Raw genomic sequence first — 20,416 nt, 5'->3', positions numbered from 1 at the left:
GCCTTTACAACGCCAGAGATTTGCCATCATGAAACGTCGATACACATGGCCCCTGTGGATCCTCGCCGCCCTCGTCGTGCTGCTGATTGCACTGCACATCGCCCTGCCCTACATGGTGCGCGATTATCTGAACGACAAGCTGGCGAACATGGGCGATTACCGTGGGCAAGTCACCGACGTAGACCTGGCCCTTTGGCGCGGGGCCTACAAAATCAACGGGCTGAAGATCGTCAAGGTCGATGGCAAGGTCCCGGTGCCCTTCGTCAACGCACCGCTGATCGACCTTTCCGTGAGCTGGCACTCGCTGATATACGACCATGCTGTCGTGGCCAAGGTGCAGTTCTTCAACCCCGAGGTGAATTTTGTCGACGGTGGCGCCAACAAACAAAACTCGCAGACCGGCCAGGGCACCGACTGGCGGGCGCAATTGAGCAAACTGGCCCCGATCACACTGGACGAAGTGCGCATCTTCGACGGCAAGATCAGTTTCCGGAACTTCAATTCCAAGCCGCCAGTGAACATGAACGCCACCAAGGTCAATGCCAGCATTTATAACCTGACCAATGTCGTCGATAAGGCAGGCAAACGTGATGCACGCTTTGAAGGCAAAGCCCTGCTGCTGGGCCAGGCGCCTCTGGAAACCACCGCGACCTTCGACCCGCTGAGCAATTTCGAAGACTTCGAATTCCGACTGCGGGCCAAGGACCTGGAACTCAAGCGCATGAACGACTTCGCCTCGGCCTACGGCAAGTTTGACTTCAACGCCGGGCACGGCGATGTGGTGATTGAAGCGCAAGCCAAGAAGGCCCAGTTAACCGGTTACATCAAGCCGCTGCTCAAGGACGTGGACGTGTTCAATTGGCAGCAGGACGTGGAAAACAAGGACAAAGGCATTTTCCGTTCGATCTGGGAGGCCATTGTCGGCGGTTCCGAAACCGTGCTGAAAAACCAGGGCAAGAACCAGTTTGCAACCCGCGTCGAGCTGAGTGGCAGCGTGCATCGGCAAGATATCAGCGCGTTCCAGGCGTTTTTGCAGATTTTACGCAATGGTTTCATTCAGGCGTTCAATGCCCGCTATGAACGGCCGAAGCCCGAGGCCGGTTAGGGTTTGCGCGTAACGGTGTAGCGGCCGGTTTCTTCGGCCGCCCGTGCCGAGCTTGATTGCTGCTGCAAAAAATCCCAACCGAGACAAGCCAGGGCGAGAGATCGGGGCACCGGCTCACGACCACTGCTGTAGCGGGTGATGCTGCGGGTGCTGACCCCCAATGCCTCGGCCGCTTGATTAAGCGGCAAACCGGTGCGAGCACGCCAGTCGATGAAGACCCGGGTATTTTCGTCCACTGCGTTTTGCGCCAAGGCATCCAGATAAAGTGTGTCTGCCCCAATCTGGATGTCATGATCCGGCCACTCGACGCACCAACCATCGTCGCCAAGGGTTGCACCTTCGAAAGCCCCGGCTTCCAGCAATGGCTTCAACCCCGGATAGGCGCGCAGGTCCCGGCTCAAATCAATGTTAAGTTGCTGACCGTCGATAAACGTCAGCGACAGGCGGTAATCGGGCAAGGCCTGCACGGCCAACAACCGTGGTCGCTTCATGGGTAACATCGTTTCCAATCCTCCAGCAATTGCGCTTGATGAGCCCTGACCCAACTCAGCGCTTCCTTGATAATCAGCGGCGGCGCCTTCCCCACCATCACTTCGACGGTCTCCAGGCTGAGCATCACGTCGAGCCCGCCACCGGTCAGGTGGACATGGGGCGGTGGGTGATCCTTCTCGCGTAGCTGAATGCGGTACGTGTCGCGAAATCGATATTTAGTAGACATGCCGGGCAAGCTATCGCCAAAATGGCGATAGCTCAATACTGGCCAGCCGCCGAGACCGAGTCAAGATGTGACGCTCCATTCAGAGACTGAATAAGCCGTCTGCGTTCACAGTCGACCGGGCAGCGCGTTATAGTCGGGCACTACAATTATTGCGCCCCGCCCTGCCCCGTCAGGTCGGCGTTACCGTTCGAGGATTAGCAGATGAAGTTCGAAGGCACCCAGGCCTACGTCGCCACCGATGACCTGAAGCTGGCGGTCAACGCCGCCATTACCCTGGAACGGCCGCTGCTGGTCAAGGGCGAACCGGGTACCGGCAAGACCATGCTCGCCGAGCAACTGGCCGAGTCCTTCGGCGCCAAGCTGATCACCTGGCACATCAAATCCACGACCAAGGCGCACCAGGGCCTGTACGAGTACGACGCGGTCAGCCGCCTGCGCGATTCACAGCTGGGCACGGAAAAAGTCCACGACGTTCGCAACTACCTGAAAAAGGGCAAGCTCTGGGAGGCTTTCGAGTCTGAAGAGCGGGTGATTCTGCTGATCGACGAAATCGACAAGGCCGACATCGAGTTTCCGAACGACCTTCTGCAAGAACTCGACAAGATGGAGTTCTACGTCTACGAAATCGACGAGACCATCAAGGCCAAGAAACGCCCGATCATCATCATTACCTCCAACAACGAAAAAGAGCTGCCGGACGCGTTCCTGCGCCGCTGCTTCTTCCACTACATCGCCTTTCCGGACCGCAACACGTTGCAGAAGATCGTCGACGTTCACTACCCGGACATCAAGAAAGACCTGGTCAGCGAAGCGCTGGACGTGTTCTTCGACGTACGCAAGGTGCCTGGGTTGAAGAAGAAGCCATCGACCTCCGAACTGGTGGATTGGCTGAAGCTGCTGATGGCCGACAACATCGGCGAAGCGGTGCTGCGCGAACGCGATCCGACCAAGGCGATTCCGCCGCTGGCCGGTGCACTGGTGAAAAACGAACAGGATGTGCAATTGCTTGAGCGCCTGGCGTTCATGAGCCGTCGCGGCACTCGCTAAGCTCCGATACGTAGAGGCCAACGCCATGCTGCTCAACCTGTTCAATGAAATGCGCGCAGCCAAGGTCCCGGTCTCGGTGCGCGAGTTGCTCGACCTGATCAACGCGCTGAAACAACGCGTGACCTTCGCCGACATGGACGAGTTTTATTACCTGTCCCGGGCGATCCTGGTGAAGGACGAAAAGCATTTCGACAAATTCGACCGCGCCTTCGGGGCTTACTTCAACGGCCTGGAAAAACTCGACGACCACCTTCAGGCATTGATCCCTGAAGACTGGTTGCGCAAGGAATTCGAGCGTTCGCTGACCGATGAAGAACGCGCAGCGATCCAGTCCCTGGGTGGCCTGGACAAGCTGATCGAAGAGTTCAAGAAACGCCTCGAGGAACAGAAGGAGCGCCACGCCGGCGGCAACAAATGGATCGGTACCGGCGGCACCAGCCCGTTCGGCTCCGGCGGCTTCAACCCGGAAGGCATTCGGGTCGGCGATGCCGGCAAGCGCCAGGGCAAAGCGGTCAAGGTCTGGGATCAGCGCGAGTACAAGAACCTCGACGACTCGGTGGAACTGGGCACGCGCAACATCAAGGTCGCCCTGCGCCGGCTGCGTAAATTCGCCCGTCAGGGCGCGGCGGAAGAGCTCGACATCGATGGCACCATCGACCACACCGCCAAAGATGCCGGGTTGCTGAACATCCAGATGCGGCCCGAGCGGCGCAACACCGTCAAGCTGTTGCTGCTGTTCGACATCGGTGGCTCGATGGACGCCCACGTGAAGATCTGCGAGGAATTGTTCTCGGCCTGCAAGACCGAGTTCAAGCACCTGGAGTACTTCTACTTCCACAACTTCATTTATGAATCGGTGTGGAAGAACAACATGCGTCGCACGTCCGAACGCACGTCGACCCAGGATCTGCTGCACAAGTACGGCGCGGACTACAAAGTGATTTTCATTGGGGACGCGGCGATGGCGCCTTATGAAATCACCCAGGCCGGTGGCAGCGTCGAGCACTGGAACGAAGAAGCCGGGTATGTGTGGATGCAGCGTTTCAAGGAGAAGTACAAGAAGCTAATCTGGATTAACCCGTATCCGAAAGATACGTGGGGGTATACGTCTTCGACCAATATCGTGCGCGATTTGATTGACGACCAGATGTATCCGTTGACGTTGCGGGGGTTGGAGGAAGGGATGCGGTTTCTTTCCAAGTAGCACGCTGAACTTGTGGCGAGGGAGCTTGCTCCCGCTGGACTGCGCAGCAGTCCCATTCTTTTTTCAGATGAGAGGGGCCGCTTCGCGACCCAGCGGGAGCAAGCTCCCTCGCCACAACTAAAAGCGCTGCAAATATTCAATCTGTTCGCGATACGCGACGTCCTGCACCACCGGCCGCAACCGCACCGTTGCCCCCGGCAAGCACTGCGCCAGCCTCGCCAACGCCAACGGCGTCAACGCTCCCAAACGCGGATAACCACCAATGGTCTGCCGGTCATTGAGCAACACAATCGGCTGCCCGTCCGGCGGGACCTGAACCGCGCCCAGCGGTATTCCCTCCGAAATCATCGGCTTTCCCTGGTACGCCAACGCAGTCCCCAGCAAACGAATACCCATCCGGTCAGCGCGGCTGTCGAGGGTCCAGGCGCTGTTGAACGCATCGAACAGACTCTGGCCGCTGAACTCGCCAATCTGCGCGCCAAGCACCAGGTCCAACGGTGAGTCGGCGTTGAAATCCGGCACCTGCTCAGCCGCCAGTTCCCGCACCAGCAACGGCGCTGGCGCGGCGTAACTCAACGACGCGCCTTTGGCCAACGCCCGGCCCATACCGTCCAGGCCACCGAGTTCTTCGCGCACCACCGTCGCACGGCTGCCCAACACTTGTGGCGCATCAAACCCGCCCGGCGCCGCCAGGTAAGCCCGCGCGCCCAGCAGCGGCTGAGTGAACTGCAAACGCTGACCCTTGCGCAGTTTGAAACTGCGCCATGGCGCCAGCGCCTGACCGTCCAGTTGTGCCCCCAGATCCGCCCCCGCCAGCGCGAGCAGGCAGTCTTCCTCGGCGACAACGCTGAACCCGCCCAAGGTGATTTCGATCACCGTTGCATCCAGCTCATTGCCCAGCAGCCAGTTGGCCCACGACATCGAACGCCAGTCCAGCGCTCCGCCCTGGGTGACGCCCAAATGCCGCACGCCAAATCGACCAGCGTCCTGCAACAGGCACAGCGGCGTACTCGCCTCAATCAATAGACGGCTCATGCCTGCGCCTCCAGTGGCGTATCGTTACCGCCCAGATTGATGAACTCGGCATGGCTGACCGCTTCGAAACGCACGGTGTCGCCCGGTTGCATCAGGCTGTAGCCGTCACGTTCGCGGTCGAACAGTTTGGCCGGCGTGCGGCCGATCAGGTTCCAGCCGCCGGGGGACACGACCGGGTACGCGGCGGTCTGGCGTTCGGCAATGCCGACACTGCCCGCCGCGACCTTTTTGCGTGGTGTGTTCAGGCGCGGCGCGGCGAGCACTTCTTCCACCAGCCCCATAAAGGCAAAACCCGGTGCGAAGCCCAAGGCAAACACCTGATACTCGCGCTCGCTGTGGCGGCGGATCACCTCCTCCACCGCCAGCCCGCTGCGCCGGGACAACAGGCTCAGCTCCGGGCCAACGCTCAAGTCGTACCAGACCGGCAGCACATGAGATCGACCGCGGGCATGGGCATTGGGCGACAGATCGATCAAGGCCAGCGCAATCAGCTCCCGAGCCTGAGACGGACTCAACGCCGTCAAATCGAAATGCACCATCAACGTCGTATAGGACGGCACCAAATCAATGAGATGCCCGCCGAACACCGAACGCAGGCTTTCACTGGCGGCGAGCATCCACGGCATATTGGCTTCGGCGATTTCATCGAACAGGCGCACCATCAGGCAATCCAGCGCCACCACTTCCACACGCGGTTTCATGGTGCACTCTGCTGATCGAGGGCTTCACGAATCCGTCTCACAGCGGCCACCGAACTGGCGTTGTCGCCGTGCACGCAGAGGGTATTGGCCTGCAAGTACAAAGCGCTGCCGTCGCTGGCGGTGAGATGATCGCCACGGGCAATGGTCAGCGCCTGATCGATGATTTTTTCCGGATCGTGGTGCACCGCCCCCGGCTGTTGCCGCGAGACCAGCATGCCTGCACTGTCGTAAGCGCGGTCAGCGAAGGCTTCGAACCACAGCGTCACGCCGTACTCATCACCTAACCGTTGGGCGGCGCTGTTATCGCGCGTCGCCATCAACATCAGCGGCAACGTCTTGTCATAAGCCGCTACGGCTTGCAGGACGGCGCGCAATTGCGCCGGGTTGGCCATCATGTCGTTGTACATCGCACCGTGCGGCTTGACGTAGCTGACGCGCCCGCCCTGAGCCCGGCAAATCCCGTCGAGGGCGCCGATCTGGTAATGCAGGATGTCTTGAATTTCCTGCGCGGTGTAGGCCATGGAGCGACGGCCGAAACCGACCAGGTCCTGATAGGCCGGGTGTGCGCCAATCTTCACGCCATTGCTCAAGGCCAGGCTGACGGTCTTGCGCATGATGCTCGGGTCGCCGGCATGGAAGCCGCAGGCAATGTTGGCGCAGTCGATGAACGGCATGACTTCCGCATCCAGACCCATGGTCCAGTTACCGAAACTCTCGCCGATGTCGCAGTTCAATAGCAGGCGGCTCACGGTGAACACTCCTGTAGGTTTTATTCTTTTCAGATGAAGGCAGATTACTGCGCATCCAGTTGTTTGCCACGGGTTTCCGGCAGACTGAGCGCCGCAAGAATCACCACCCCGTAGGAAACCGCCGCAAAGGCACCAATGCCGACACCCAAGGGCACCTTCTGGCTCAGCAAACCGATCAGCAGCGGAAACAACGCCGCCAACGCCCGGCCGATGTTGTAGCAAAAACCCTGCCCCGAACCGCGAATCCGCGTGGGAAACAGCTCGGTCAGAAACGCGCCCATGCCACTGAAGATCCCCGAGGCAAAGAAGCCCAGCGGAAAGCCCAGCCACAGCATCACGCCGTTACTGACCGGCAGTTGGGTGTAGAGCAGCACGATGGTGAACGAGCCGACCGCGAACAGGATGAAGTTCTTCTTGCGCCCCAGGAGGTCAGTCAAATACGCGCTGATGACGTAACCGACGTAGGAACCGACGATCACCATCGCCAGATAACCGCCCGTGCCGAGTACGCTCAAACCACGTTCGTTCTTCAGAAACGTCGGCAGCCAGGAAGTAATCGCGTAGTAACCGCCCAGCGCGCCGGTGGTCAGTACCGAGGCCCGAATCGTGGTGAAGAGGATGCCGGGGGCAAATATCTCGTAGAACTTCGCCGGGTTGCTCGCTTCTTGTTTGGCCTTGGCTTCGCGGTAGATTTCCGGGTCCTTGACCAGTCGACGGACGAAGATCACAAAAATCGCCGGGACGATGCCGAGGATGAACAGAGCGCGCCAGGCGTCTTCCGGCGGCAACACCGAAAATAGCAGCGCATACAGAATCGCCGTCAGCCCCCACCCCAGGGCCCAGCCCGATTGCACCATGCCCACCGCTTTGCCCCGGTCCTTGGCGCGAATCACTTCGCCCATCAGCACGGCACCGGCGGTCCATTCGCCGCCGAAACCGAACCCCATCAAGGTGCGGCTGATCAGCAGCTGTTCGTAGTTTTGCGCGAAGCCACAGAGAAAAGTGAAGAAGGCGAACCACAGCACCGTCAGCTGCAAGGTGCGTACGCGACCGATGCGGTCGGAGAGAATCCCCGCCACCCAACCGCCGATGGCCGAGGCGATCAAGGTGCTGGTGTGAATCAGCCCGGCCTCGCCGGTGGTGATGCCCCACATGGCAATCAGGGTCGGCACCACGAAGCTGAGCATCTGGGTGTCCATGCCGTCCAGGCCATAGCCGATCTTGCAGCTCCAGAAGGTGCGGCGTTCCTGCTGATTGATGTTGCGATACCAGTCGAAAGGTCCCGGGCGAGCCGTGGCCGTGGGGATGTCGAGGGTGTCGGGCGCACTCATGGCAAATCTCCGCGCATATTTTATTGGTATTGTTCTGAGCCCCGACGACGCCTATCGTGGGAACCGGATGCGCTGATTCTTGGGCTCCCTGCCCTGCTGCGTCCAACTAATAAAACCCCGCCCTAGACATAAGAAAAACTTTATCCCATGAACCTGAAGTTTCTCGAGACCTTCGTCTGGGTCGCACGCCTCAAGAGTTTTCGCCTGACCGCCGACAAGCTCTTCACTACCCAGGCCTCGATTTCCAGCCGCATCGCGGTGCTCGAAGGCGAGCTCGGGGTGAAGCTGTTCCTGCGCGATTCACGCGGCGTGAGCCTGACCCCCGAAGGTTTGAAAGTGCTCGACTATGCCGAGCAGATGATGGACACGATGCAGGCCCTGAGGCAGTCGATCGAGACGCGTTCGAGCAAGGTCGGACGCGTGCGCATCGGCGTGATGGACACGGTGATTCACACCTGGCTCAGCCCGCTGGTGGCGCAGATGACGGAGCACTATCCGCTGGTGGAAATCGAGCTGGTGGCTGATACCTCGCTCAACCTCTGCGATCAGCTGCAAAAAGGCTTCCTCGATCTGATCCTGCAGACAGATCTGTTGCGTCAGGAAAGCGTGCGCAGCCTGGAATTGGCGAGTCATCCGATGGGCTGGATTGCCGCCACCCACTCGATCTACAACCGCGAGTATTCCGGCGTGGCCGACCTGGCGCGGGAGCGGATCATTACGTACTCGAAGAATTCACACCCGCACCAGGAAGTGCTGGCGCTGATGCAGGCCAATGGCGTGATGACGCCGCGACTGAACTGCGTGAACTCGGTGTCGGCGATTACCCGGCTGCTGCGCGATGGCTTTGGCATTGGTGCATTGCCACCGGTGCTGGTGGCCGAGGAACTGGCGCGGGGGGATTTGACCTTGCTGGCCATCGATCAACGGCCACCGGATTTGCAAGTGGTGGTGTCGTGGCGCACGGGGGTGGAATGGGTCGAGGAGATTGTGGCGTTGTGTCAGCAGGTGTTGACGGGGTATGCGCGTGAGGTGGGTGAGGATTACATCATTCTTGCTGACTAAACCCTGACTGTGGCGAGGGGATTTATCCCCGTTGGGCTGCGAAGCGGCCCTAAACCATCCGCCCCCGCAAATTCAGGCAAATCGCGCTCGCCGATTTTACGACTGCTGCGCAGCCGAACGGGGATAAATCCCCTCACCACAGGAACCGCATCAACCGTTACAGCCCACGCACATCCCGGTCTTCAATCGGCCGGCTCTGGCGCAGGCGTTTGCCGCCCAGCACCACCCAGTCGATCAACCGCAACAGGCATTCGATGCCGAAAGACAGCAGCAACGCGCCGCTCATGCCCCAGATCATCGCTTCGGGCGTCAACAGGATCTGGTAGCTGTAGCCATTCCAGGTTTCCTTGCGAATGTCCGGATCAGCGGCCAATACCACCTGCAGCACACGGATGTACCACGGGCCTTGCATGGCCTGGAACTGTTTATCGAGGGCCAACTGACGGGTGAGCAAGGTGCTCAGGCTGTCGGCGTCGCTGCGAAAGATTGGGTCTTCGCTGGCGCGGTAATGGGCGACCAGCGCCTGCATGTCACCCTTGAAGAACTGATTGGCCGTGCCCTGGAAACCGCTGAGGCTGGTTTGCGCTTCAATCAGATGGGCTTCGACCCGCTTGGTGTAATCGCTGAGGAAACCCGGCACCTGGACACCGATCAACAGGCCCGCCGCAAACAACACCAGCCTTAGATAACTGAGCAACATGGGGGGAGATCCTTATTCGGTCTTGCCCTGGCTGACGCATTCGCCGCGTCGCCAAAGGCTCCATTGGCCCGGTTCGTAACGGGTCCAGGTTTCGTTTTCGGTCAGGGGTTCGGTGGCGATCACCGTGACCACGTCATTGGGGGTGGTTTCGGCCTGGAAGTCGACGATCACATCGACATCTTTCAGGCGTGCCGGGCCGAACGGGGCGCGACGGGTAATCTGCGCCAGTTTGGTCGAGCAATAGCAGAACAGCCAGTCACCATCGCTCAGCAGGCAGTTGAACACACCTTTGCTGCGGTATTCGGCGCAGGCGGCGACAAGGTCGGGCAGCAGCGCTTCGATCTCGACCGGTTCCGGAAACGCGGCACGCACGCGGTTGAGCAAATCGCAGAACGCCGCTTCGCTGTCGGTATCGCCGACGGGGCGATAGAAACTGGCGGTCGGTTGAAAGTCCGCGAGCTGGCCGTTATGGGCGAAACACCAGTTGCGCCCCCACAGTTCGCGCACGAACGGGTGGGTATTGGACAGGCAGACCTTGCCGACGTTGGCCTGGCGGATGTGCCCGATCACCACTTCACTCTTGATCGGGTAGCGCTGCACCAGATTCGCGACTTCGGATTCGCAGCTGGCCGCCGGGTCCTGGAACAGTCGCAGGCCACGGCCTTCATAAAACGCGATGCCCCAACCGTCACGGTGCGGCCCGGTACGGCCGCCGCGCTGCATCAGCCCGGTGAAGCTGAACACGATATCGGTCGGCACATTGGCGCTCATGCCCAATAACTCACACATGTTCGGACTCTCGCTTCAAGGCAGGGGCAACGTTACAAACGCGGTTCGACCCGCAAACGCTGAGGGTTGCTCGGGACGGGAGGACGACCGTAACGATCATCGCCGGCACCGCCGAACGGTTGATCGTCTTCAGGGTCGTCGGCCCTGGCCGCCGCTTTGGCGGCCTCGGCCTGTTCCTTGCGAGCCCTGGATGCACGCTCGATAGGGAAACGGATCGCGACGAACACCAGGTAGATCCCGAAAGCGATCATGCCGTACATGAACAGGTCGGAAATTGCCCGCCAGGCGTTGTTGCCGACCTTGAACGCGAGGTCCAGGACGGTAATGGCGATGGCCGGGGCGACTTTTTCCTTCACCGGGTCGATGATGGTCGGGCTGAACAGCAACACCGCCATCAGCAGTCGCAGTGGCTCACGCAGCCAGCGCCACATCCAGCGGGTCATGCGCATCCACACCAACAGGCAGCCTAAAGCGGCAAAGGCGTAGAAGCCCCAAGCGATCAGATAGTCGTTCTCGGTCATGGTGTCCATGGCAAGGCAGGCAAAGAGGCGCTTATAGTAACGACTTTTCACACTTCAGGCTTGTCCCAATGCCAGTCGGTCACGATGCCAAACCTGTAGGAGCGAGCCTGCTCGCGATGAGGTCAGCTCATTCAACATCCATGTTGCCTGTCCGTCCGCCATCGCGAGCAGGCTCACTCCCACAGGTTTTGTGAAAGCATCAAGATTTGCAGTTCGCCTGAAACCTAATTCCGTACATAGTTCGAGAGCCCGTCATGCCCCTATCCGCCAACGTTTCCGATGCCCCGATTGCCCGCAAGGCTGAAGGTTCTGACCCGTATGCCTGGCTGCAGGAGCGCGACACCGAAGCGGTGCTCGACTACCTGAAGGCTGAAAACAGCTACCAGGAAGCGCAAACCGCTGATCAGGCCGGGCTGCGTGAAACCCTGTTCGAAGAGATCAAGGGCCGGATTCTCGAAACCGATCTGTCCCTACCCTCCCCTTGGGGCCCGTACCTGTATTACACGCGGACCACCGCCGGTGACGAATACGCCCGTCACTACCGCTGCCCGCGCCCGGCCGATGACAGCCTGCAGCTGGACGAGAGCCGGGAACAACTGCTGCTGGACCCGAACGAATTGGCCAACGGCGGCTTCTTCTCCCTCGGCGCGTTCAGCATCAGCCCTGACCATCAACGCCTGGCCTACAGCCTCGACACCACGGGCGACGAGATTTACACGCTGTTCGTGAAGGAATTGTCCAACGGCCGTGTCAGCGAACTGGAGTTTCAGGATTGCGACGGCAGCATGACTTGGGCCAACGACAGCCTGACGCTGTTCTTCGGCGAACTCGACGACACCCACCGCCCGCACAAACTGTTCCGCTATCGGCTGGACGGCACCGCCGCCGAGGAAGTTTTCCACGAGCCGGACGGCCGGTTCTTCATGCACTGCTACCGCTCGAGTTCCGAACAGCAACTACTGCTGTCCCTGGGCAGCAAGACCACCAGCGAAGTCTGGGTGCTCGACGCGTTCCAGCCGCAGCAACCCTTCACCTGCCTGGCGCCACGGGTTGAAGACCACGAATACGACGTCGACCACGGCGCGCTCGACGGCCAATGGGCCTGGTTCATCCGCACCAACCGCGACGGCATCAATTTTGCCCTTTATCACGCCATCGATACCGGCGTGGCGCCGACCGAGGCTGACTGGCAAAACCTGATCCCGCACAGCGACACCGTGATGATCGACGGCATGAGCCTCAACGCCGGGGCCATGACCCTGAGTTTGCGCGAAGGCGGCTTGCCCATCATTGAAGTCCACCCGCACGACCTGCCGAGTTACCGGGTGCAATTGCCGGATGCGGCCTACAGCCTGCATGTGCAGAACAGCCTGGAGTTCGTCAGCGAGCGGATTCGCCTGCGCTATGAAGCGCTGAACCGCCCGGCACAAATCCGCCAGCTCGAGCTGGGGACTGGCGAGCAAAAAGTACTGAAGGAAACCCCGGTGCTGGGCCCGTTCGACGCCGACGCCTACGTCAGTCAGCGCCTGTGGGCGACGGCGCCCGACGGCACGCAAGTGCCTATCAGCCTGGTGGTCAAGCGCGAAGCCCTCGGCAAGCCAACCCCGCTGTATCTCTACGGCTACGGCGCGTACGGCGAAAGCCTCGACCCCTGGTTCTCCCATGCACGACTGAGCCTGCTGGATCGCGGCGTTGCCTTTGCCATCGCTCACGTGCGGGGCGGCGGAGAGCTGGGAGAGGCCTGGTATCGCGCGGGCAAGCAGGAACACAAACACAACACGTTCAGCGATTTTATCGCCTGTGCCGAACACTTGATTGCCAATGGCTTTACCACGTCATCGCAATTGGCGATCAGCGGTGGCAGCGCCGGCGGCCTGCTGATCGGCGCCGTGCTCAACATGCGGCCAGAGTTGTTTGCTGCAGCCATTGCCGAAGTGCCGTTCGTCGACGTGCTGAACACCATGCTCGACCCGGACCTGCCGCTGACCGTCACCGAATACGACGAGTGGGGCAATCCCGAAGAGCCGGACGTTTATGATCGGATCAAGGCTTACGCTCCGTACGAAAACGTCACCGCGCAAGCGTATCCGGCGACCCTGGTGATCGCGGGCTACAACGACAGTCGCGTGCAGTACTGGGAGGCCGCCAAATGGGTGGCGAAACTGCGCGCGACCAAGACCGACAACAATCCGCTACTGCTCAAGACCGAATTGGGCGCCGGACATGGCGGGATGAGCGGCCGATATCAGGGATTGCGTGACGTGGCGCTCGAATACGCATTTGTTTTCGCGGTTTTGGGCATTGCCTGAGGAACTTGGCCGGGTGTATTGGTCTTAAGGCATGTTCACCCTTTCAATGTGGGAGCGAGCCTGCTCGCGATGAGGCCTCAACATTCAATAGAGATGTTGAATGTGCCGCCGCCATCGCGAGCAGGCTCGCTCCCACAAGGGATTGGGGACATCCCGAACAACCGGAACCAGACACAATAAAAAGACTGTGAAGACATGTCAGAACCGACCTTACTGAACAACGAAATTCGCGACTGGCTGATGGACTGCGGCCTGTTCAATCAATTGCTGCCCGCAGACTTTGCAGCGGCTTCGGGCTATTTCAGCATCAGCACCGTCGCCCAGGGCGAAGAAATTTTTCACGAGGGCGATGCCGGCAGTTTCATGTGCATCATCCACACTGGCCAGGTGGCGGTGCAGAAAACCACCGAAGATGGGCAATTGGTGACCATGGCCACCTTGCGCAGCGGGCGCTCGTTCGGCGAGATGGCCGTGCTCGACGGTGAACGTCGTTCAGCCAGCTGCGTGGCCGCCAGTCACTGCCAGTTGCTCAACCTGGGCAAGGACTCGCTTGAAAAAATGATCAACGACGCGCCGAAAATCGCCGCGAAGATCATCCGCGCCCTCGCCGTCTCCCTGTCCAAACGCCTGCGCATGGCCGACGGGCAATTGCTGTTGCAGCAAATCTAACCGCCCGGCGGTTTGCCCCTGGGCGGGTTTTGCTCCAGTCCCGGCACGGGCTGGTCTTTGCTCGGCGGGCTTGGCATCTCGATAGGGACCAAGGGCGGCCCGCCGCTGCCCGGGCCGACTTTGGGCAAGGGTGCCGGGCTGATTTGCGGATACGGCGTGGGGGTCGCGGTACCGGGCGAACCGGGCGCTGGCGAAGGGCTGATCGGTATCGTCTGCAATTCCTGAGCCCGCACTGCAGTTATCGAGAGCGCGGCCAAGGCAATGACCGTTAGAATGGTGCGCTTCATCAATGGCTCCGTTGGCCTTGTTGTCTGTTTGCAGGCTACTCCCAACTGCGTCCGTTTGCCCTCCCCCAATGCCCAATCTTCTCAAGAGAGCTCCATGAAACGTTTCGTTCTGCTCGACACCGCCCCTATCCCTGAAAACGGCGGTGCCCTGTGCCTGTTCGAATACGGTGAGGATTTTGTCATCAAGATCCAGGGCGGCGACGGCGGGCAGCTGATGAACACCCGCATGCACGGCTCCGAAGATGCGTTGGCCGAGATCCCGTGCCGCAAAGTCGCCGGCCGGCCGGACTCGCGCGTGTTGATCGGTGGCCTGGGCATGGGCTTCACACTCGCCTCGGCCCTTAAACATTTGGGCAAGACCGCCGAAGTGGTGGTCGCCGAACTGGTGCCCGGCGTGGTCGAGTGGAACCGCGGGCCGTTGGGGGAGAAAGCCGGAAACCCATTGCTCGACCCGCGCACCGTGATCCGCATGGAAGACGTGGCCAAGGTGCTGCAAGCCGAGCCGCAAGGGTTCGACGCCATCATGCTCGACGTCGACAACGGACCCGAAGGCCTGACTCAGCGGGCCAACAGCTGGCTCTACTCCGCCGGCGGCCTGAGCGCCTGCGCCAAGGCCCTGCGGCCCAAAGGCGTATTGGCGGTCTGGTCGGCCAGCGCCGACAAGCAGTTTTCCGACAAGCTGAAGAAGGCCGGTTTCAAGGCCGAGGAAGTGCAAGTCTTCGCCCATGGCAACAAGGGCACCCGCCACACCATCTGGATTGCCGAGAAGCTCAAGGGCTGAGCTAAACTCCACTTATACCGTCATTAGTCTTTTACAAAGGTGAACCCATGAGTTCGTCAACGCCTCCGACCAACACTTCGAAGCTGGACCGCATCCTCGCCGACAACCAGCGCGACAAGGAAATGGGCTACCGCGACAAGGCCCTGAAGATGTACCCGCACGTGTGCGGCCGCTGCGCCCGTGAGTTTTCCGGCAAACGCCTGAGCGAGCTGACGGTGCACCACCGCGACCACAACCACGACAACAACCCGCAAGACGGTTCGAACTGGGAGTTGTTGTGCCTGTATTGCCACGACAATGAGCACTCGCGGTATACCGACCAGCAGTACTTTGGCGAAGGCTCGCTGAGCTCGCCGAAGATCGCCAAGGCGACGCACAACCCGTTTGCGGCGTTGGCGGGGCTGATGAAAAAAGAAGACTGAAGATTTTGAGCGAATTGGCTGGTCCCATCGCGGGCAAGCCCGCTCCCACAGGGGCTTGCGGTGTACCCACTATTTGGAATCACCGCAATCACTGTGGGAGCGGGCTTGCCCGCGATAGCAATCGCTCAGACACCGCCAATCCGCGAACTGACCTCTGCCGTCCAATCCCCGTATAATCGCCGTTTTTTCCCCGAAGGCACCCCGCTCGTGGCAGACAAACGGTACAGCTGCATTGGTTTGTATAACCCCAAATCACCCGAGAACGTCGGTTCGGTGATGCGCGCCGCTGGCTGTTACAGCGTGGCGTCGGTGTTTTACACCGGCAAGCGCTATGAACGCGCCGCCGACTTCGTCACCGACACCAAGCGTGTGCACTACGACATTCCGCTGATCGGCATCGATGACCTGAAAAAAATCCTGCCGCTCGGTTGCGTGCCGGTTGCGGTGGAGCTGGTCGAAGGTGCCCGTTCGCTGCCGGAGTACACCCACCCTGATCGCGCCCTGTACATATTTGGCCCGGAAGACGGTTCGCTGGATAAAGAAATCCGTGACTGGTGCGAAGACGTGGTCTACATCCCGACGACCGGCTGCATGAACCTCGCGGCCACCGTCAACGTCGTACTCTACGACCGCATGGCCAAGGGCCTGAACACCCGATCCGGGGCTAAATTCCGCTGATTCACTGCACATCCGATGGAACAAGCTGTCCGCTTCGGCAGTCAGCTTAAATATCTATTCTTGAAGCAGCTTTCCAGCCTGGAGACAGATCATGCACGAACTCAAACGCGTAGAGCGTATCGAATCCACCCCGTTCCAGACGCATCCCGACCAGAACGTCCAGGGCTGGGAACGCATCGGCTCCCTGGCCGGCGGCGTGGTCATGGTCGGCAAGGGCCTGCGCCGCGGCGGCTTGTTTGGCTTGATCCAGGTGGCGATTGGCGGTGTGGCCCTGGCTCGCGGGATTACCGGGCACAGTTCGGCCAAGAGTTTGCTGGAGAAGAGCCGTCAGGACATGGATAACGTGCGGGCGAAGATTCAGCGTGCCGGTGAAGAGTTGAGTCGGTTGAAGGCGAATGCCGAGGCGGCGACGAAAACCGCGACGGTGACGGGTAATGATTCGTTGAAATCGCCTAAAACCGGGGTTTGATCCGGAAATTGTGCTGAGGCGTATGGCCTCATCGCGAGCAGGCTCGCTCCCACAGGGGTCATGTGTACGGAATAGATCCCGAGCCTGCTTGCGAATGTTGGTGTTACTGAATCAACTCGGTATCGAGGACTTTGGAAGAGTCGCCGATGACGCTCTCGGCCAGCTGAACAAATGCCTTGGTATCGACACTTTCCAGACGCATCGCCCCGCGCATCACGTCATCCAGCGAACGTTTGTTCCGCGTCTTCAAGCGAATCTCGCGATCCAGTTCCTGTAGCAACACCACCGCTTTCGACACCTGCGCCGGGCTGATCTGCTCGCCGCGCAAAGTCGTGACCTTCTGGCTGTCCTTGGCCAGCTTGTGCTGCAGACCCGCGAACCGCTCATCACTCATACCGCCCGCACGGCGCACCAGTTCGATCGCGTAGTACTCGGCAAACCCTTCTTTGATCCAGTCACTGCGTTGCGTGTCTTTGATCCGCCCGAACACCTGGGCCAATTCACGCACCAAGGCGCTGGAGCCACTTTCGCTGACCAACGGCAGGCGCGTATTCAGGAAGATCGAGTCATGCGCGGCCAGGCTGCCGCGCCACATCGGGTCGTTGGCGCCGACAATCAGCAACTTGCCGGGGTGCCGCGCGAACACGTCTTGCACCTGCGGCCAGACAAACGTCAGCAGGGTCAGTACGTCCATGCGGCGCATGCCCTGGCCTTGGGGCGAGGCGACAGTGACCTCGGTTTCCCCGAGCCGCGTGCGACGGCTGCCCAGATGCCCGGCGAGCATCCAGCCAGTGGGCCGGTCGAACAGCCGGGAGGCGTTATCGATGCGGAACTTGTTCTTGCCGATCCGTGGCCAGGCGGTTTCAACGCTTTTCCAGCCGCTGGGCAGTTCGAATTCAAGGCGCGATATCAACTCGATACCGTCCTGTTGATCGAGTTTGGCTGCGGGTACCAGGTCATCGCCGCGCATCAGTGCCCAGCCCGGGGTCATGCGGCTGTCGAAGCTGCCGCTCTTGAGACTGTGGCTGATGCGCACGCGGTAAGTCAGGCTGGCCTTGTCGGCGGACGGTTGCCACACGCCCCGCGTGCCTTGGCCGGGGGTGAGCTGCCACTGGCCGTCAGCCTTGAAATCGCTGTAACGGCTGCCGTCACCCAGGTCGAAATCCAGACTGCGCACGGCCGAGCCTTGGGCCAGGGTCAGACGCACTTCCGCCTGATCGCTTTGCGGCAGCAGACGCACGTGGTAATCCAGATCGACTTTGCGTGCCGCCCACCCAGGCAAACTCAGAGTCAACAGCCCAACCGCCAATGCCAGCCGCAATCCCACAGCCATACCCTCTCCTATTGTGGCGAGCGAGCTTGCTCGCGCCGGGCTGCGTAGCGGCCCCAAAATTCCTGTAATCCCTGCTGATTATGTGAGTGCTACGCACTCAAGCGGGAGCAAGCTCCCTCGCCACAGATTGAACAGCGTCGGGAATTAACCCGCTCGAAAAATCAGGTGATCTTCCCAGTCATCTTCGGCCACGCTGCCTTCGGCGAGCATGCGCCCGGATTGTGAAATACGTTCGCGGTGCACCGCATCGCGATCACCGCACACCAGATGATGCCAGAGCAGCAAGTCCTTGCCCTCGCTGACCAGCCGATAACCGCAGGTCGGCGGCAGCCATTTGAACTCGTCAGCCTTGCCCGGCGTGAGCTGGATGCAGTCCGGCACGAAATCCCGGCGGTTGGGGTAGTCGGTGCACTGGCAGGTTTTCAGGTCCAGCAGCTTGCAGGCAATGCGCGTGTAATAAACGGCATTGTCGTCTTCGTCTTCCAGCTTTTGCAGGCAGCACAGGCCGCAGCCATCGCACAGCGATTCCCATTCCTCTTGATCGAGTTGATCGAGGGTTTTGCGTTTCCAGAACGGTTCGACTTTGGCGGCCATGGCTCAAGCATCAACATCAGGTGGTGAAAAGGCCGCCAGTCTAGTGCCCACAGCCCCGTGGGCCAAGCATTGGCGACTGCCGGTAGATCGGCACTTGTCAGTTCATGCGCCGCCAAGTAGCTTTGCCAGTCGCAAGGAGCCACGCTTGCGTGCCATTAACGCCCAACCGCGTTGCATTCAGGTGAATTGCCACGGCTCGCGAAAACCTCATCGCTCAGCTCAACTGCGCCCGCAGGTTTCAGACGACCTTCCCTTCAAACGTAGCAAGGAATCTCTTGATGAGTGCCAACCCACGCGTTGCCGACTATGCCATTCACCCTCAGTTCACCGATCGCTGGTCGCCCCGCGCCTTCACCGGCGAGACCATTCCCGAGGAAACCCTGCTGAGCTTCTTCGAAGCCGCCCGCTGGGCGCCATCGGCCTACAACTCGCAGCCTTGGCGGTTTCTGTACGCGCGTCGCGATACGCCGAACTGGGAGCGTTACCTGGGCCTGCTGAACGAATTCAACCGCAGCTGGGCGCAACACGCCTCGGCGCTGGTCATCGTGGTGTCGAAAACCACGTTCGCGGTGCCTGGCGCGACCGAAGAAACCCCGGCCTTGTGGCACACCTTCGACACCGGTTCGGCCTGGGGCCATCTGGCGTTGCAAGCGAGCATCAGCGGCTGGCATACCCATGGCATGGCTGGTTTTGATCAGGAGTTGACCCGCAAGGAGCTGAACATTCCCGAGGGTTACGCGCTGCACGCGGCCGTGGCCATCGGCAAGCTGGGCGATAAAGCGACGCTGGCGGATTACCTGCAAGCGCGTGAGGAACCGAGCCCTCGTCGTCCGTTGAGCGAGCTGGCGGCCGAGGGTGATTTCACCCTCTAAGCGTGCGCATAAAACCAATGTGGGAGCGAGCCTGCTCGCTCCCACAGTTGGTTTTGCACAACATTCAAGCGAGCGGGTATTCAGTACCCGCGATTGAAATCCACTTCCCCGCGCAACGCCTCTCCCGCCTGATACGCCCGCAAGTTTTCGACAAACAGGTTCACCATCATCGACGGCGAAGTCGGCGCCGAACTGTGGCCGGTCAGCAGCAAGCCCCAGGCGGTCCAGAACGGATGGCGTTGCGGCAGCGGCTCCTGACGGCAGACGTCGATCACGGCGCCCGCCAGATGCCCTTCTTTCAACGCCTCGACCAGATCAGCATCCACCACCGCCACGCCACGCCCAACGTTGATGAACAACCCGGTAGGCTTGAACTGCTTGAACAGCGCCGCGTTGTACAGGTCGTGAGTGTCCGGCGTATTGGGCAGCAGGTTGATCACGTAATCGACCGCACCGACCAAGCGCGGCAGGTCAGCCAATGTCCCGACTTCGACAAACGGCGCCTGCTCCCGGGCTTCGCTGGCGATGCCATACAACTCGACGCCAAACGGAACGAGGAACTTCGCCACGGTCTGCCCGATGTCTCCGGTACCGACGATCAACACCTTGCGCCCCGCCAGGCTCTGACCATGGCGATTGTCCCACTTGCGTTCAACCTGGCTGACCAGCCGCGCCAGCACCTCGCGCTCGTGGCCGAGCATGTAAGTCAGCACGTATTCGGCCATGACCTGGCCGAAAATCCCCACCGCCCGTGTCAGGCGATAGTGCCGCGGCAAGCCGTCGGCCAGCAGCGGCGTGATGCCCGCCCAGGTCGATTGCAGCCATTGAGGCTCGTGCCCCTGGCGCAACAGGGTCGCCAGCAGGTCGGGCTGACCGAGCCAGATCGGGCAATCGGCAGCCTGACTGGCCAGCTCGGCAGAGTCACCGCTGGTCAGCACTTCCAGCTCAGGCGCTGCCTGGCGCAACAGTTCGGCGTACACAGGGTGGTCGTGTTCAGCAATCAGAACGCGCATGGTTAAAACCTTTCAAAAGCAGTGCAG

The 20,416-nt window shown here is 60.5% G+C and carries 24 protein-coding genes; 11 read left to right on the top strand and 13 right to left on the bottom strand.

Translation table 11 applies throughout. The features are described from left to right. The first annotated feature begins 28 nt into the window (after positions 1 to 28). Positions 29 to 1,105: a DUF748 domain-containing protein gene (locus EJA72_RS15030; protein WP_157712214.1), complete on the top strand. Its 1,077-nt coding sequence runs from the start codon at positions 29 to 31 to the stop codon at positions 1,103 to 1,105. Here EJA72_RS15030 and EJA72_RS15025 read toward each other — a convergent pair. Further along, entirely contained in the window at positions 1,102 to 1,605 is a 504-nt protein-coding gene (locus EJA72_RS15025; protein ID WP_157712213.1) for a DUF2442 domain-containing protein, read from the bottom strand. The genes EJA72_RS15030 and EJA72_RS15025 overlap by 4 nt on opposite strands. Further along, positions 1,593 to 1,823: a DUF4160 domain-containing protein gene (locus tag EJA72_RS15020; protein ID WP_178129378.1), complete on the bottom strand. Its 231-nt coding sequence runs from the start codon at positions 1,821 to 1,823 to the stop codon at positions 1,593 to 1,595. The genes EJA72_RS15025 and EJA72_RS15020 overlap by 13 nt, the downstream gene beginning before the upstream one ends. A 201-nt stretch (positions 1,824 to 2,024) precedes the next feature. Here EJA72_RS15020 and EJA72_RS15015 point away from each other — a divergent pair, with 201 nt between their 5' ends. Continuing rightward, the gene (locus tag EJA72_RS15015; protein WP_157712211.1) at positions 2,025 to 2,870 is read left to right on the top strand and encodes a MoxR family ATPase; all 846 of its coding nucleotides are present in this window, start codon (positions 2,025 to 2,027) and stop codon (positions 2,868 to 2,870) included. 25 nt (positions 2,871 to 2,895) lie between these two features. Then, complete coding sequence (locus tag EJA72_RS15010; RefSeq protein WP_027925858.1) at positions 2,896 to 4,074, top strand: VWA domain-containing protein; 1,179 nt, start codon at positions 2,896 to 2,898, stop codon at positions 4,072 to 4,074. 117 nt (positions 4,075 to 4,191) lie between these two features. On the opposite strand, the gene EJA72_RS15005 is transcribed toward EJA72_RS15010, so the two are convergent. The 4 genes from EJA72_RS15005 to EJA72_RS14990 are packed head-to-tail and all read right to left on the bottom strand — an operon-like array spanning position 4,192 to position 7,890. After that, a complete protein-coding gene (locus tag EJA72_RS15005) occupies positions 4,192 to 5,109 on the bottom strand; it encodes a biotin-dependent carboxyltransferase family protein (RefSeq protein ID WP_157712210.1) in 918 nt (305 codons plus the stop codon). Further along, a complete protein-coding gene (gene pxpB / locus EJA72_RS15000) occupies positions 5,106 to 5,810 on the bottom strand; it encodes a 5-oxoprolinase subunit PxpB (RefSeq protein ID WP_157712209.1) in 705 nt (234 codons plus the stop codon). The genes EJA72_RS15005 and pxpB overlap by 4 nt, the downstream gene beginning before the upstream one ends. Next, the gene (locus EJA72_RS14995; RefSeq protein WP_178129377.1) at positions 5,807 to 6,559 is read right to left on the bottom strand and encodes a 5-oxoprolinase subunit PxpA; all 753 of its coding nucleotides are present in this window, start codon (positions 6,557 to 6,559) and stop codon (positions 5,807 to 5,809) included. The genes pxpB and EJA72_RS14995 overlap by 4 nt, the downstream gene beginning before the upstream one ends. Positions 6,560 to 6,603: 44 nt before the next feature. Beyond that, complete coding sequence (locus EJA72_RS14990; protein ID WP_157712208.1) at positions 6,604 to 7,890, bottom strand: MFS transporter; 1,287 nt, start codon at positions 7,888 to 7,890, stop codon at positions 6,604 to 6,606. A gap of 147 nt (positions 7,891 to 8,037) precedes the next feature. Here EJA72_RS14990 and EJA72_RS14985 point away from each other — a divergent pair, with 147 nt between their 5' ends. Then, positions 8,038 to 8,952, top strand: a complete 915-nt coding sequence (locus EJA72_RS14985; RefSeq protein ID WP_157712207.1) for a LysR family transcriptional regulator — start codon at positions 8,038 to 8,040, stop codon at positions 8,950 to 8,952. Between the two features lie 157 nt (positions 8,953 to 9,109). Here the strand turns inward: EJA72_RS14985 and EJA72_RS14980 are convergent, their stop codons facing one another. The 3 genes from EJA72_RS14980 to EJA72_RS14970 are packed head-to-tail and all read right to left on the bottom strand — an operon-like array spanning position 9,110 to position 10,971. Then, positions 9,110 to 9,652 carry a DUF2937 family protein gene (locus tag EJA72_RS14980; RefSeq protein WP_157712206.1) on the bottom strand — a complete coding sequence of 181 codons (543 nt, stop codon included), beginning with the start codon at positions 9,650 to 9,652 and terminating at the stop codon, positions 9,110 to 9,112. A 12-nt stretch (positions 9,653 to 9,664) separates the two neighbouring features. Further along, the gene (locus EJA72_RS14975) at positions 9,665 to 10,441 is read right to left on the bottom strand and encodes a class II glutamine amidotransferase (RefSeq protein ID WP_157712205.1); all 777 of its coding nucleotides are present in this window, start codon (positions 10,439 to 10,441) and stop codon (positions 9,665 to 9,667) included. A gap of 32 nt (positions 10,442 to 10,473) precedes the next feature. Beyond that, positions 10,474 to 10,971, bottom strand: coding sequence for an MFS transporter (locus EJA72_RS14970; RefSeq protein WP_157712204.1), 498 nt, complete (start codon positions 10,969 to 10,971; stop codon positions 10,474 to 10,476). Positions 10,972 to 11,216: 245 nt separating this feature from the next. Here EJA72_RS14970 and EJA72_RS14965 point away from each other — a divergent pair, with 245 nt between their 5' ends. Together EJA72_RS14965 and EJA72_RS14960 are read left to right on the top strand one after the other, a co-directional pair. Next, on the top strand, positions 11,217 to 13,271 hold the full coding sequence (locus EJA72_RS14965; protein ID WP_157712203.1) for a S9 family peptidase: 2,055 nt from the start codon (positions 11,217 to 11,219) through the stop codon (positions 13,269 to 13,271). Between the two features lie 195 nt (positions 13,272 to 13,466). Then, positions 13,467 to 13,940 carry a cyclic nucleotide-binding domain-containing protein gene (locus EJA72_RS14960; protein ID WP_157712202.1) on the top strand — a complete coding sequence of 158 codons (474 nt, stop codon included), beginning with the start codon at positions 13,467 to 13,469 and terminating at the stop codon, positions 13,938 to 13,940. Here EJA72_RS14960 and EJA72_RS14955 read toward each other — a convergent pair. After that, a complete protein-coding gene (locus EJA72_RS14955; protein WP_157712201.1) occupies positions 13,937 to 14,227 on the bottom strand; it encodes a hypothetical protein in 291 nt (96 codons plus the stop codon). The two genes, EJA72_RS14960 and EJA72_RS14955, sit on opposite strands and share 4 nt — an antisense overlap. Before the next feature lie 94 nt (positions 14,228 to 14,321). Between EJA72_RS14955 and EJA72_RS14950 the strand changes: the two genes are divergently transcribed. The 4 genes from EJA72_RS14950 (at position 14,322) to EJA72_RS14935 (ending at position 16,577) form a co-directional block, all read left to right on the top strand. Continuing rightward, entirely contained in the window at positions 14,322 to 15,008 is a 687-nt protein-coding gene (locus EJA72_RS14950; protein WP_157712200.1) for a spermidine synthase, read from the top strand. Positions 15,009 to 15,055: 47 nt separating this feature from the next. Then, on the top strand, positions 15,056 to 15,430 hold the full coding sequence (locus tag EJA72_RS14945) for a YajD family HNH nuclease (protein ID WP_157712199.1): 375 nt from the start codon (positions 15,056 to 15,058) through the stop codon (positions 15,428 to 15,430). A 207-nt stretch (positions 15,431 to 15,637) separates the two neighbouring features. Beyond that, complete coding sequence (locus EJA72_RS14940; protein WP_178129376.1) at positions 15,638 to 16,108, top strand: RNA methyltransferase; 471 nt, start codon at positions 15,638 to 15,640, stop codon at positions 16,106 to 16,108. A 91-nt stretch (positions 16,109 to 16,199) separates the two neighbouring features. Further along, positions 16,200 to 16,577, top strand: a complete 378-nt coding sequence (locus tag EJA72_RS14935) for a DUF2892 domain-containing protein (protein ID WP_157712198.1) — start codon at positions 16,200 to 16,202, stop codon at positions 16,575 to 16,577. Positions 16,578 to 16,680: 103 nt separating this feature from the next. Here the strand turns inward: EJA72_RS14935 and EJA72_RS14930 are convergent, their stop codons facing one another. Beyond that, positions 16,681 to 17,910 (bottom strand): hypothetical protein, encoded by a 1,230-nt coding sequence (locus EJA72_RS14930; RefSeq protein ID WP_157712197.1) that lies wholly within the window; start codon positions 17,908 to 17,910, stop codon positions 16,681 to 16,683. Positions 17,911 to 18,054: 144 nt separating this feature from the next. Next, entirely contained in the window at positions 18,055 to 18,504 is a 450-nt protein-coding gene (locus EJA72_RS14925) for a YcgN family cysteine cluster protein (RefSeq protein WP_157712196.1), read from the bottom strand. Between the two features lie 278 nt (positions 18,505 to 18,782). Here EJA72_RS14925 and EJA72_RS14920 point away from each other — a divergent pair, with 278 nt between their 5' ends. Beyond that, on the top strand, positions 18,783 to 19,376 hold the full coding sequence (locus EJA72_RS14920) for a nitroreductase family protein (RefSeq protein ID WP_157712195.1): 594 nt from the start codon (positions 18,783 to 18,785) through the stop codon (positions 19,374 to 19,376). Between the two features lie 80 nt (positions 19,377 to 19,456). Here the strand turns inward: EJA72_RS14920 and EJA72_RS14915 are convergent, their stop codons facing one another. Then, on the bottom strand, positions 19,457 to 20,389 hold the full coding sequence (locus EJA72_RS14915) for a D-2-hydroxyacid dehydrogenase (RefSeq protein WP_157712194.1): 933 nt from the start codon (positions 20,387 to 20,389) through the stop codon (positions 19,457 to 19,459). Between the last annotated feature and the right edge of the window lie 27 nt (positions 20,390 to 20,416).

Origin of the sequence: Pseudomonas sp. PB120 (assembly GCF_009761815.1) — a bacterium.
Lineage (GTDB): Bacteria > Pseudomonadota > Gammaproteobacteria > Pseudomonadales > Pseudomonadaceae > Aquipseudomonas.
Note: the sequence above shows the minus strand (reverse complement) of the source record. Positions and strands in the feature narration are given on the sequence as shown.